General features: G+C 59.7%; 8 protein-coding genes. 2 read left to right on the forward strand and 6 right to left on the reverse strand.

Translation table 11 applies throughout. The features are described 5' to 3' along the window. Positions 1 to 184 precede the first annotated feature (184 nt). The 4 genes from HMPREF3055_RS08195 to glf are packed head-to-tail and all read right to left on the reverse strand — an operon-like array spanning position 185 to position 5037. Complete coding sequence (locus HMPREF3055_RS08195; RefSeq protein WP_049337844.1) at positions 185 to 958, reverse strand: ABC transporter ATP-binding protein; 774 nt, start codon at positions 956 to 958, stop codon at positions 185 to 187. 4 nt (positions 959 to 962) lie between these two features. Then, a complete protein-coding gene (locus HMPREF3055_RS08200) occupies positions 963 to 1844 on the reverse strand; it encodes an ABC transporter permease (protein WP_049352622.1) in 882 nt (293 codons plus the stop codon). Continuing rightward, complete coding sequence (locus HMPREF3055_RS08205; RefSeq protein ID WP_070738820.1) at positions 1841 to 3847, reverse strand: glycosyltransferase; 2007 nt, start codon at positions 3845 to 3847, stop codon at positions 1841 to 1843. The genes HMPREF3055_RS08200 and HMPREF3055_RS08205 overlap by 4 nt, the downstream gene beginning before the upstream one ends. Positions 3848 to 3849: 2 nt before the next feature. Further along, positions 3850 to 5037, reverse strand: a complete 1188-nt coding sequence (gene glf / locus HMPREF3055_RS08210; protein ID WP_070738821.1) for a UDP-galactopyranose mutase — start codon at positions 5035 to 5037, stop codon at positions 3850 to 3852. A gap of 620 nt (positions 5038 to 5657) precedes the next feature. Between glf and HMPREF3055_RS08215 the strand changes: the two genes are divergently transcribed. Then, positions 5658 to 10205, forward strand: coding sequence for an FtsK/SpoIIIE domain-containing protein (locus HMPREF3055_RS08215; RefSeq protein ID WP_246823679.1), 4548 nt, complete (start codon positions 5658 to 5660; stop codon positions 10203 to 10205). A 65-nt stretch (positions 10206 to 10270) separates the two neighbouring features. On the opposite strand, the gene HMPREF3055_RS08220 is transcribed toward HMPREF3055_RS08215, so the two are convergent. Continuing rightward, the gene (locus HMPREF3055_RS08220) at positions 10271 to 10711 is read right to left on the reverse strand and encodes an alpha-N-acetylglucosamine transferase (RefSeq protein WP_049342194.1); all 441 of its coding nucleotides are present in this window, start codon (positions 10709 to 10711) and stop codon (positions 10271 to 10273) included. A 484-nt stretch (positions 10712 to 11195) separates the two neighbouring features. On the opposite strand from HMPREF3055_RS08220, the gene HMPREF3055_RS08225 reads away from it, so the two are divergent. Beyond that, positions 11196 to 11444 (forward strand): WhiB family transcriptional regulator, encoded by a 249-nt coding sequence (locus tag HMPREF3055_RS08225; RefSeq protein ID WP_005505386.1) that lies wholly within the window; start codon positions 11196 to 11198, stop codon positions 11442 to 11444. 153 nt (positions 11445 to 11597) lie between these two features. Here the strand turns inward: HMPREF3055_RS08225 and HMPREF3055_RS08230 are convergent, their stop codons facing one another. Further along, positions 11598 to 13172, reverse strand: a complete 1575-nt coding sequence (locus tag HMPREF3055_RS08230) for a sensor histidine kinase (RefSeq protein WP_070738822.1) — start codon at positions 13170 to 13172, stop codon at positions 11598 to 11600. Positions 13173 to 13439 lie beyond the last annotated feature (267 nt).

Consider the following 13439-nt stretch of genomic DNA (forward strand, 5'->3'; position numbering starts at 1 on the left):
CCCCTCACCGCCGACCGTAGATATATTGCACTCGGTGCACGCGTAACATTTCGTCTTAAAGAGCCTGCCGCCGCCATCTTGAAGCCTCGCACCCCATCCCGAAGCAACAATATTCGGGCACAGCAAAGGGGCGTGCACTCCCCCATCGGGAATACACGCCCCATCACAAGCAATCATCTAGCGATTAGTCACCGCCGCGAATCACCTTCACAGCTTCCTTAATCGGACCGTCAAAACGCAGGTTACCGTGCTCCAGCACCACGCCGCGGTCACAAATCTTAGAAACCAAATCCAGGTCGTGGCTCACCACGGCAAGAGTCTTACCGGCAGAGCACAGCTCCTGAATCTTCGCAATACACTTCTTCTGGAAAGGCTCATCGCCCACCGCAAGGATCTCATCCACCAGGAAGATATCCGGGTTCGTGTGAACCGCAACCGAAAACGCCAGACGCAGGTACATACCCGAAGAGTAGAACTTCACCTCGGTATCGATAAAGTCGTGAATCTCAGCGAAATCCACAATCGAATCGAAGGAAGCCTCAATCTCTTCCTTGGTCATACCCAAGATAGCGCCGTTGAGGTACACATTATCGCGGCCGGTCAGATCCGGGTGGAAACCAGCGCCCACCTCAATCAGACCCGCAATATTGCCGCGAGTGAGAACCTCACCCTCATCAGCGCGCATCACGCCAGAAATCATCTTCAGCAGCGTAGACTTACCCGAGCCGTTCAGACCCAGCAGAGCCACACGCTCACCCTGACGAATATCCAGGCTCACGCCGTTGAGCGCATTGAACTTCTCCGAAAGATCACCCTTGCGGCCCTTAATCAGCCAAACAAAAGCTTCCTTCATCGAACGGGTGTGGCGCAGAACGAAGCGCTTCACCAGGTTCTCCACGTGAATCACCACGGGAGCGTCCGGGCTCACCGGAGGGAACTCAAGCTTCTTAATATCCACAGAATCAGAGCTCCTGGGCGAAGTTGCCCTCAAACTTACGGAAGAGCAAATCACCAATCAAAACGGTCAGCAGAGAAATACCAATGGCAATCGGAGTCCAGAAGCTGAAGAGATGCGGAACCACCTGCGAAGCAGGAAGCGCCAAATCCTCAGGACGGAGCGTCGGATGCCAGAAGCCATAGTGGAACAGCTCCACCGCAACGGTCAGCGGGTTCATCATGAACACGTTGAACACCCACGGGTAGAGAGTGTCACGCACCATGGTCCAGGAGTACAGCACCGGAGCGAACCAGGTAGCCACCATCAGCAGCATGTCCACAATGTTCTCCGAATCTCGGAAGAACACGTTAGCCACACCGAAAATCAGACCCAGACCGTAGGACAGCAGCATCACAATGAGCATGCCCGCCAGAATCGACTCAAAAGCCAACAAGGACGGATGCCAGCCCACCGCAAAGCATGCCAGGAGCATGACCACAATCTGCGGCACAAAATGCACCAGAGCCACCCACACCGTAGACAGCGAGAACAGCTCACGCGGCAGATAAATCTTGCGAATCAGAGCGCTGTTAACCACCATGGCGCGAGCACCATTACCAAAACCCTCCGAGAAGAAGTTAATGGCAATCATGCCCGAGAAAAGATACACAGCGTAGTTGTGCATACCGCGTTCCAGACCAAGGAAAAGACCCATGGCAATGTAGAACACCAGGAACTGCACACCCGGCTTAATGTAGGACCACAGAATACCCAGCACCGAGCCGCGGTAGCGGACCTGGATTTCCTTATCGACCAGAAGTCGAAGCAGGTAGCGATTCTTCATCGCATCCAGGATGCCGCGGCCGCGACCGGGCGCCTTCAGGGGAACAGACTTCAGATCGCTCATCGGGTCAGCTCAGAATCCGTATGCTCAGCGAAGGTCTTAGCCCATGCATCGTAGGATGCAACCTCGGCCGCCTTCGAACGGTACTGCTCACGCAGCTTCTCCCAGCCGGTCACCAGCTGGACGTGCAGCTTAGCAGCCTGTGCCAGCTTCGACTTCAGCTGCTCGGGATCGCGGCGGTACCAGAACAGGCCGGTACCCTCAGCGTTAGTCGCCAGAGCCGAATCGAACTTCGACAGGGTCCACCAGTTGGTCTCGCCGTAGTTCAGCTGAATCTGCGGGTGAGCCTTTGCCTCTTCGCTCACCGGCTTGAACAGCTGACGAGCAACAGTCTTCGCGGTCCAGGAAGCAAGCTTCTTGTAACCGGGAGACGCGAAGGAGCGGCGGCCACGGAACGGAGGCTTCTTCGTCTGAATAGCCGGGAAGTCATCCACATTCGGCTTCACCTGAGACTCCGGGTACTCCTTAGCCATCGCACGAATCACCGGCAGACGCTGCGAGAGCGAGGGGTGCAGGTGATCGGGGCCGGAGAGCAGATCCTCCAGTGCCATCAGGCGGCCAGCCTCAGTGTAGTACTGCATGGACAGGGTGTGCTTGACATCCAAGAACAGGGACTCCAGCAGCACGCGGCCGCCCTTATCGAAGGGCGAGTGCAGCAGTGCGGTAATGAGGCGGTTGCGCTCGTGGTAGTACGCCTGCCAGCCGACGGAGTCGTCCTTATCGGTCCAGGACACGTGCCACACGCCCGCACCGGGGAAGGAGACGGTAGCGAAGCCTGCAGCCTTAGCGCGCAGACCATACTCAGCGTCATCCCACTTCAGGAACAGGGGCAGGGACAGACCGATTTCCTTGATGACGGCGGTCGGGATGAGGCACATCCACCAGCCGTTGTAGTCCACGTCCACGCGGCGGTGCAGCCACGGGGTGTTACGCAGGTTGTGGTGGCCCAGGTTGTGGCCCATCGCCATGTCTTCGTGCGGCTTAGCGTAGAAGTTACGCCACGGGTCAACAACCTCACCGAACGCGTGCAGGACCGAGCGGTCGAACATGTCGAACATGTGCGCGCCCACGATGGTGGGTTCCTTGCAGTAGTTCGCGAAGGTCACCATACGCAGGATCGACTCGGGCTCCACGATGACGTCGTCATCGAGCAGCAGCACGTAATCGGAGCCGTTGTTGACAGCCTCGAACATGCCGCGCGAGAAGCCACCGGAACCGCCCAGGTTACCCTGGTTAATGATGCGGAACTTACCTGAGAGAGGCTTCACGACCTCTTCAAAGTCCTCGTGGTCCTGCACCTTCTGGGTACCCTGATCCACAATCAGGAACTCGTGCACAGCATCGAAAATCTCGGGGCTCTCACCCAGAGCACGAATGTTGTTGATGCAGTACTCCACCTTGTTCATGGTGGTAATCTGCACGGTCGCCTGACCAGCCTTCACATCAGCGCGGGGCTCAATATCGCCCAGCCAGTTCGCCTCAATCAGCTCAAGGTCAGTGGTGCCAGCCAGGTCGAACCAGTACCAGCCGCCGTCACCAAACGGTGCCAGGGGCAGGGTGAAGGTGTTGGTCTCCTCGCCGGAGAGCAGCTTCGCATCCACGCGCTGAATCACGCCACGGCCATTGGACTTGTACACAATGACCATGCCCTCACCGCGAGTCTGAACGCTCAGAGTGACCTTCTTCAGGTCAGTCCAACGGCGCCAGTACGAGGCGGGGAACGCGTTGAAGTAGGTACCGAAAGACAGGCTCTGACCCGCGCTCACGGTAATGGAACGGCGGCTGTTCAGGTTATTAGCGGCATCACGGTTTGCGCTGGCGCTCGAAACAGACTGACCGGAGGTGTTCATCGCCTCCGCAATGGAGGTCGAAGCATCGCCGTCAATACGGGTGGGTAGCTGAACGCCGGTCGCGACACTCGCGTCCACGTACAGGGGCACAACGTCAGTCTCAACCGCACTCGGGAAAATAACCCGCTGCAGGTTCTTCAAAGTCTTATCAGCCATAGTTAAGCGTCAACACCACCGGACTCGATCTTCGCACCGTCAGCGAAGTGCGGGCGGATCTTGTTGTCGAACATGGACAGTGCAGCGCCGATAGCCATGTGCATATCCAGGTACTTGTAGGTACCCAGGCGGCCACCGAACAGCACGTTGTTCTCACCCTTAGCCAGGTCGCGGTACGCCAGCAGCTTCTCACGGTCCACGGAGGTGTTGACCGGGTAGTACGGCTCGTCGCCCTTGTTCGCGAAGCGAGAGTACTCGCGCATGATGACGGTTGCGTCCTTGGTGTAGTCACGCTCGGGGTGGAAGTGACGGAACTCGTGGATGCGGGTGAAGGGAACATCAGCATCCGGGTAGTTCATCACGGAGCAACCCTGGAAGTCCTCAATCGGCAGAACTTCTTCTTCCAGGTCGATGGTACGCCAGGACAGGTCGCCCTCAGCGTAGTCGAAGTAGCGGTCAACCGGGCCGGTGTAGACCACGGGAATCTGACCCAGGACGTTCTCGCGAGAGTACTGGTGACCGGGCTCGAAGAAGTCAGTGTTCAGGTGCACCTCAATGTTCGGGTGCGCCGCCATACGCTCCAGCCATGCTGCGTAGCCGTCAACGGGCAGACCCTCGTACTTGTCGTTGAAGTAGCGGTTGTCGTAGTTGTAGCGAACCGGCAGGCGGGAAATGATGGATGCGGGCAGCTCTTCCGGCGGGGTCTGCCACTGCTTAGCGGTGTAGTGCTTGATGAACGCCTCGTACAGGGGGCGACCAATCAGGGAGATACCCTTATCGTTCAGGTTCTGCGGGTCGGTACCAGCCAGCTCGCCAGCCTGCTCAGCGATGAGCGCCTTTGCCTCTGCGGGAGAGTAAGCTGCGTTGAAGAACTGGTTGATGGTACCCAGGTTAATCGGCATGGGGTACACGATGCCGTTGTGGCGGGTGTACACGCGGTGTACGTAGTTGGTGAACTCGGTGAAACGGTTCACGTACTCCCAGACACGCTCGTTGGAGGTGTGGAACAGGTGCGCACCGTAGCGGTGCACCTCAATACCGGTCTGCTTCTCCTTCTCGCTGTATGCGTTACCACCGATGTGGGAACGGCGGTCCAGCAGGGCAACCTTCAGGCCCAGCTCAGTGGCAGCCTGTTCTGCGATGGTCAGACCAAAGAGGCCCGAACCGACTACTACGAGGTCAGCGGTCAATGTTTTCTCCTGTATTATCACGGCGCACCGCCGCTTCTGCGAGGGCGGTATTCACCTACCAGATTGGACACATCCGAGGGTTCTCAGTCGCGCCGCAATCCGCACGGGTGGGCACAAAAAGCCCCTCCCGTGATGGATATAGTCATAATCTAAGATACCTGTTTATCAAGCACTACGCATACTTATGACGTGCTTTTAGGGGCTTTTGGACTATTGTTCGCACGCTCTTTCCCCGAGTGAATATTCTTCGCGAGCCCCGAGGTCACGCCGGTCTGAGACAGTTCTTTCTTCTGCGTATTTTTACGGTCTACTCATGGTGAAGGAATTTTATTTACGGGTAAATATTCACCCTGTCCTAGTTGCGGCGGTAATTACCCGCCACCTAGAGCTGTAGGCGCAGGGGGGTGGTTCGAGGGTGGCGTTTCATGGCTCTCACGCGCTACAAGGAAGCACCCCTGCGGCATATTTGGGGATGCGCGCTGGTGCACGCGAGAGGTGATTGAGGTGGTTTATCCACAATTTTTTGAAAAATAGGGCGAAAAATTCAAAAAATACGAACATATTAGTTTACCTACAGATAATTTATTGAGCTTTAATGCTTTTTAATGTTTTCTGAGGGTATGACTCTCTTCTTTCTCGACCACCACAACACAACCAACGCGCTCCCCTACCCCCGAGTACTCCGACTCGACGGCGAGGCGGCACCCACCGGAATACAGCTGCGCCCCGGTAGCGTACACCAGCAGGCTCTAGATCAGGCACTCAACCAAGCTCTACAGCACCCTGCACCCGGCGCGCACGCTCAGGCACAGGAAACGACGTTCCAGCTACGCCCCGCACACGATAAGGATCCCGCCGGCGCCTCGATTGCGCCAAACAGCCACATTCCGAACGAATCTCAAACTCCGGGCGCGCCCGCCGTCAGCCTCCTGCACATTCTGCGCGGACCCGACGCGGGCGCAACTTTCCCCATCAGCCGCGGCCGCACCAGCCTCGGCAGGGCGGCACTACCTGCCCCTGGAGGAGAACAGCCGCACCACATTCACCTGCAAGACCCCTTCCTCAAGCCGGTGCACGGCAACTTCTACGCCGATAGCTCCGGCATCCGCTGGATCGAAAAGCACCCCGCCGCGAGCGAGGGCAGCGAGAAGGTGCAGAGCAGTATGAAAGCACAGGGCGGCAAGAAGGTGCAGGGCGGCAAGAAGGTGCAGAGCGCCGAGCCGCGCATCCTGCGCTGGGACGAGCCTTTCCACCTCGGCTCCTCACTCTGCATGCTCACCTCCCCCAGCGCCGACGGCGAACACACCGCCAAGAAGGCGAGCGTCACCGCTACCCCCGGTTCTTCTCTCGGTTCTTCTTCTGGCTCTTCCAGTGGCGAGCCCGCGCAGATGCTCGCTCCCCTGGGCGATGCCGGCAACCCCTTTGAGCCGGTGGTGGTGAACCCTCCCGCGCCGCGTAAGCTCAAGCAGATTCTGCTGAGCGTGTGCCTGCCGATTGTGGTGGGTCTGATCATTGCGCTGGTGACCGGCATGTGGTTCCTTCTGCTGATGTCAGCGGCGTCTTCACTGCTGATGCTTCTGCATTTCTTTGGCGGTCGGGCGGAGAACCGTGCCGCATCGCAGCAAACTCATCAGGCGGCTGAGCAGGAAAAGGAACGTGCCCTCGCCCTGCCGACCGCAGGCGACCTGGCGATTTCGGGCACCTCTGCCCTGCATGATGCCGCCTACCCGGCTATTGTGCTCGGGTGCGGTCCCCGCCAGCCCTACCTGCGCGGCCGCAACCTCCCGCTGGGCACTCTGGAGAAACAGGATGCACCCCACTATCTGCCGCTACCCACCCCGACTCTCGGGCACTACCTGAAGCTGGAGGAGGCACATCTGCGCGCCTACCTGGTGCAGCTGGTGGCGGGCTATCCGGGTGCGGTGCACGTTCTGCTGGCGGGTGCTGAAAGCGCTGATCAGCAGCGCACCAATAGTCTCTTGCAGACTCTGGCTGTGGTGCCGGGCGTGAGCGTGCATTGCCTGCCGGGCGTGCAGCATGAGAAGTATCTGCAGGCCCTGCAGAGTAGCTTGCAGTCGGAGCTTTCTTCCTCGGTTCCGCCGCTGATTCTCATGCCCCTGCAGGCGAGCACTGTCTACGCTCCTCTGCTGACCGCGCTGACCTCTGGGGCGGTCGCGGAGTCTTCGCAGTCCCGCGCGTTCGCCTCCCCGCGTGAGCAGAAGATGAACGCCCCGGCGCTCTGCGTGCTGGGCAGTGCTGAGGGTGATAGTTCCGCCCATGCACCCGGTGCGCTTTTTGGTGCCGCCTGGGTTGAGTGTGCAAGTGAGGGTAGCCACCGTCAGAGCATCCGTTACCGTACACAGGGTTACGCGGCGCCGCCGGTGCAGCCCACCGAGGGTGTCTACCAGGTGCACCCTCTGGCGTGTGAGGGTCTGTGCCAGCACGCCGATGGGCTCAGCGTTGAGGCATTCTGTGCCGCTCTTGAGAACCTGTACCGCGCCGGGTGCGAGCAGGAGCAGGGCGCGCTTAGTGAGGCTCAGGTGCACCAGTCGGCGCATCTATTCTCTTCCCTGCAGGCGCAGAGCGCGCGGCAGAAGAATCGCACCGATGACATGGCGGTGGAGTCCGTTCTGCAACGTTGGTCCGCTCAGCGTTACGCCTCCGATATTCGCTGCTACCTGGGTGTTTCTTCGGGTGGCTCGCTGAATATTGGTCTGTCTGAGCACGGCCCACACTGGCTGCTCGGTGGCACGACTGGTGCCGGCAAATCGCAGCTGTTGCGTTCGCTGGTGCTCAGCGCTGCGCTACGTTACCCGCCCGAGCGCCTCGGCCTGATTCTGGTGGACTTCAAGGGCTCGGCTGGTTTGGGTCCTCTGGCTCAGCTACCGCATGCGCTCAGCGTGTTGAGCAATTTTGATGTGTCCGCGGTGGAGCGTGCCCTCGAATTTTTGCGCGCCGATATTCACCGCCGCGAGGTGGATCTGCAGGCGCTCGGCGTGAACTCCTACCGCGACTACCTGGCATCCTGCCAGACGGCGGGCACGACTCCGCGCTACCCCGAGCTGCTGATCGTGGTGGATGAGTTCCGTATGCTCATCGATTCTATGCCGGACGCTATGGCTGAGCTGATGCGCATTGCCACGATTGGCCGCTCGCTGGGTCTGCACCTGGTGTTGGCGACTCAGCGTCCGCAGGGTGCTATTTCGCAGGATATTCGCGCAAATATTGCCACGAGCATTTGCTTGCGTGTGGCGAGCTCACAGGATTCCTATAACCTGCTGGAGCATGAGTCCGCGGCGTATATTTCGGCGGCGCATCCGGGTGCCGGGTATGTGCGTCTGCCGGATGGTCGTTCCCTGCCGTTCCGCGCCCCGCTGGTGGATGCGGTCCCCTCGAGCAGCGATACCCGTCCGGTGCAGGTGCTGGGTCTTGAGGAGGGCGGCTGGCGTGAGCTGACTGCCGCTTCTGCCGTTCAGACGTTGGGTAGCAATGAGGATGAGCTGCTGATTCGTTCGGCGCAGCAGATTCGTGCGCTCTATGAACGCGAGTACGCGCCGAGGGGTCTTCAGAAGAATGCAGCAGTTGAGGATGAATACTGCCCGATTCCGCCGGAGCTTCCCGAGAACACCCCGCTGCCAGTGGTGCAGGCGCCGGTGAGCGAACTGGTAGCGTACGGCATTGATCCGGCGGCTACCTCTCAGGTTGTAGATTCTCAGGAACCCGCCAATTCTGGCACCGCTTCCGCAGGGTACCTACTGGGTGAGTTGGAGATTGCCCGATACGGCGTGCGCCGCCCGATCAGCTGGTCGGGTCAGCAAGCGCTGGCGCTGCTGGCGCAGAGCGCCGAACGAGCCCCGATGCTTTACGGGCTTCTGATGCAGGCGTTCGCCGCCCGCACGCCGGTTGTTCTGCTGACCTCTGACGGTGCACTCTACCGCGACCTGGAACCCTACGCCGGTGCCTTTGAGACGCTCGTGGGTGCGCAGGAGCTTTCGCATCTGCGTTTCTGCCTGGAGGAGCTGCGCGTCCCGAACCTGTGGGGCACCGAGGCTTCCGCCCGCCCGCTCATTGTCGTGGACGGTCTGGACAGTTGGCTGGAGGCGCTGGTCCGCCAACCCGATACGGAGAACCTGCTCTACGATCTACTCTCGCAGGGGTGCCGTCGCGGCTATTCGGTGGTGTTCACCTCCGCGTTGAACCCGCGCGGTCGTTTCGCCGCTGCGGCGCATTCCACGCTGTTGAGCCGCCGCTTCCTGGACGCCGACCTGATGCGTTCAACGAGCAAGGACTACCCGACCCCGGCGCAGAGCCACTACTGCGTGGAAGGTGCCATCAATGAGGAGCTCATCGGTGATCAGCCGCTGAGCGCGTCGATTCTTTCGCCCTGCGTTGCGGGTTTCCAGGAGCTGGTTCAGGTTCTGCGGGGTAACACCGCGAGCGCTTCTAACGGGTCGAGCACTCGCCCCGGCACTCTTCTGAGGCAGTTCCCCGAGTACTATCGCATGCCCTCGGCCGAGTACGTGACCGCCGCCCATGCCGCGTGCAATCCGCAGGGCTCTAAGCTTCTCGTCGCATTTGACCGCCGGCAGATGCCGGTATGGTTGAGCGCCCCGGCTGGCGCTGTAATTCCCGTGCAGGGTTCCCGGTCGGCGGGTAAAAGCACCCTGTTGGAAAGCATTGCTCAGCTCAACCCGCAGCTGGATACCCTCGTCTTTGAGGGGTCTGGCGGTGCTACAGGTGAGCCGCCGAGCGTGGAGCGTACCCGTGCGCTCCTGGACTCGGTGACAAACCCCGCGCGCACGCTCGTGCTCATTGATGATTTGCAGTACCTGCAGCCCGCCGTTCAGCAGCTACTTCTGGAGCGTCGCGGTGAGTTCCGCGCCATGCTGGTCGCCTACACGCCCTGGCCGAGGCGTGCCTCCTCACCCCTGCTGGCTGCGCTCATGGGATGCTCGCGTGCGCTTCTGCTCGCACCCGCATCCCTGGCGGATGCCGACATGTGCACGGTGACCGCGCTACCTCTGGATCGATTCACGCAGGGTGAGCAGCCCGCCGGCCGTCTTGTAGTGGTGGATGGCGCCTCCGTGTGCGCGGCGCAGGTTCCCCTGGCGCTGACCACGGCAGCACAGGCTGCAGCAGCCGTGCAGAAGGTGCCGGCCGGGGTCTAAAGTTGAGCGGTCTAGAGCTGAGCACTCTAGAGCCAAGCCGTCTAGGGGTTAGCGGCGCTAGGGGTTTAGCGGCGTCGGCGGCTGTACTTCTCTGCTTCTTCGCCCGATGCCTCGGTGACCGCCTCAATATAGCGGCGGCTACTGGGCATGAGCACGAAGACGAAGGCAACCGCCGCGCCAATAACACCCGCAATCGTGATGGACTGGCTAATGTTCAGGCCGTAAGCACTCACGTTCATGATGAGGGTGCTTGCGGTAACCCACAGGGCGCAGAGGGTGATCAGGATCATGGGCAGGCGCGAGCCGAAGCGACCACGGTAAAAACGTAGACCGAAGTAGGTCATGCCCGAGGCAATGAGCACCTGGAGCACACCGCCCACAATTGCCTGGGCGGTGGACAATCCACTGACGATAAAGGGGTAGAGGATACCGCGAATCAGAATGTATGCCGCGAAGGTTTCGGTCAGGGCGAATGCGTAGATGACGTTGAACGGGCGTGACGGCACGGTGGGCTCCTCAGGGGTAGTGTCGGCGGCAGACCGGGGTGTATTCGGCCTGATGCGCTGGTCGATGCGCTAGTGCGTTAGCGGGTGGGTGCTCCCCTGCCTCGGGTTCGCCTCGGGTTCACCGCCTCGTCTTCGGTGCGGTATTTCAGGGGTAGGTACCGCTTTATATTATGCCTGAGGTGCCGCTCACCCAACCGCCCACGTCTCGCCCATGAGACGGGGTGCAGACTATGTGTGTCAGCATGCGATTCCCCACCCTCTCAATTAGACAAAGGTTTGCCTAAGTGATAGATGCCTCAGTGTAATACTGAAGTTTTTAGAGAAAAGTACTTGTCACATCCGCTCCAACATGCGAAAGTTGATAAGTCAATTTTCACCCTAACCCAGGGTGTGCATCCCATCAGCGGATGTATTTGACACGCACACAGGAAAATAGATGTGTCTTGCCACCGCGTGAGACCGTAAATCATGAAGGAGGTCCACCGTGGATTGGCGTAGTCGTGCAGCTTGTTTGGACAAGGATCCGGAGCTGTTCTTCCCCGTAGGAAACACCGGACCTGCCCTGTTGCAAATTGAAGAGGCCAAGACTGTCTGCCGCTCTTGCGAGGTTGTAGACGTCTGCCTGAAGTGGGCCATCGAGACCGGCCAGGACTCCGGCGTATGGGGTGGCACCAGTGAAGACGAGCGTCGTGCGATGAAGCGTCGCGCAGCTCGTGCCCGCCGTGCATCCTAACTTCCGGAGTATTCAATAGGGCATCAAAAGCGTGGTGCAGTGACATTGTCACTGCACCACGCTTTTGCCATATACAGGACCTATCTAGACAGCAAACTGCCGCCACCCCGTACTCGGGGCGGCGGCAGTTCTACATGTCATGCAAGAAGGCGCTTAGACGAGCACCGCGGTAATGACCACGCGGGTACCCTTCGGCTCATTAGCCTCCCAGCGAATCGAGCCGTTCAGCTCGCTCGCCACCAGAGTACGCACAATCTGCATGCCCAGGCCTTCCTTGCCAGTCACCGGGCGGTAGGCGTTCGGTCCGGACTCTTCAATCTTCTTATCGCCCATACCCTTACCGTCATCGGTAATCACGACTGTGAGGATGTTCTCACCCTCATCGTTAGTGCCGCGAATACCCTCGAGGGTCACGGTGCCGGTCTCGCCGTCCAGGCCGTGCTCCACGGCGTTCGCGACAACCTCGTTAATGACCAGCGCCAGAGGGGTAGCGAACTGGCTCGGCAAAGAACCAAAGGAGCCAATCAGCTTGGTGGACACGTGCTGACCGGGGGAAGCAAGCTCAGCAGCAAGGTGGAACTGACGCTCAATCAACTCGTCAAAGTCGACATTCTGGGTCAGGCCCTGCGAGAGCGCCTCGTGCACGGTAGCAATCGTTGCCACGCGGCGCATCGCCTGCTCCAGGCCCTGACGCGCCTCGTCAGTGGTCATGCGGCGTGACTGCAGGCGCAGCAGAGCAGACACAGTCTGCAGGTTGTTCTTCACGCGGTGGTGAATTTCGCGGATGGTCGCATCCTTGGTCATGAGCTCCAGCTCGCGACGGCGCAACTCAGTCACATCGCGGCAGAGAATCACGGCGCCCTCACGCTCGATACGGGCACGCCTCTGCGCCAGCAGCGGGATGGAACGCATGGTCACGCGAGCGCGGGCAATGACCAGTTCGGTGCGCAGGTCGCTGCGTCCGGCAAGGACGAGCTGCAGGGTTTCGTCTGCCTGCTCACCGGCAGGAAGCATGGCGCGGGTGACGTCGGCAAGGTTCCGCTTTTCAAGGTAACCGCTCAGCCCCATGCGGTTGTACATGGAATTCGCGTTCGGGGAAGCCACCACTACGCGGCCGGCAGGGTCAAGCACAATAATGCCGTCAATCACGCGGGGGTTGCCCTGGGTATTATTTCCCTGGGCGAGGGGGTCGGGCCACAGGCCGGAGTGAACCATGGAGAGCATGGTGTCGGCAGCGAATTCGTAGACCTCGTCACTGATGGAGGGGTAGCCGCTGGGGGTGGCAATCTTGTGGCTGGTCAGTAGTGCAATGGTGCGGTTGTTGCGCACGATGGGCACGAAGGTTACGTGTACGCGCGGGCGGGCACCAACACCTTCACCGCTTCCTTCGTCGGTGTAGGTGCTGATGTTCTGGTCAATCCAGACGCGGTATGCTTCGTCGCGGATTCCGTCTTCCATTTCCTGCTCAATGATGTCGTGGTGGAAGAGGGTTCGGACGTTGGAGGGGCGCACGTGCGCGAAGGCACGGAAAGTACTGGTTTCGCTGGGGCCGGATACGGCATCCGGGGAGCTGCCGTCGGCAACAACGTAGTCGGTGGGGAACCATAGAACCAGGTCACTCTGGGCGATGTCAGAGATGACCTGCCATTCACCCATGATGAGGTGAACGCGTTCAGTGTCGCCAGGACCGAAGTCGCAGGCGCTCATAATTCCTTCTGCAAAAGACATATGTTTGTGTGCTTCCCATGAGTTCGGGTAGGTTCAACCATTTTACGGGTTTGGTCGTCGTGAGTCCCATTCAAACGGCAATATGTGGAATAGTTTACAGAGCATTTCTTGAAGCACGCTTTTATTCCCAAATATGACGCAGAGAGATGAGATGAACCCCTCAACTTTGAGGTGAAATATTCGCGCTACTGCCCTGCATTATTGTCACCTTCCCCGATTCAAAACCCCGGCCCAAAACTGAACTGCCTCCCGTTTCTTGGACAACGA

Origin of the sequence: Rothia sp. HMSC061C12 (assembly GCF_001815755.1) — a bacterium.
Taxonomy (GTDB): Bacteria; Actinomycetota; Actinomycetes; order Actinomycetales; family Micrococcaceae; genus Rothia; species Rothia mucilaginosa.

Coding starts and splice junctions, on each gene's coding strand:
- HMPREF3055_RS08200 (WP_049352622.1), bottom strand. CDS start 1,844: ATGAGCGATCTGAAGTCTGTTCCCCTGAAGGCGCCCGGTCGCGGCCGC.
- HMPREF3055_RS08215 (WP_246823679.1), top strand. CDS start 5,658: ATGACTCTCTTCTTTCTCGACCACCACAACACAACCAACGCGCTCCCC.
- HMPREF3055_RS08205 (WP_070738820.1), bottom strand. CDS start 3,847: ATGGCTGATAAGACTTTGAAGAACCTGCAGCGGGTTATTTTCCCGAGT.
- HMPREF3055_RS08230 (WP_070738822.1), bottom strand. CDS start 13,172: ATGTCTTTTGCAGAAGGAATTATGAGCGCCTGCGACTTCGGTCCTGGC.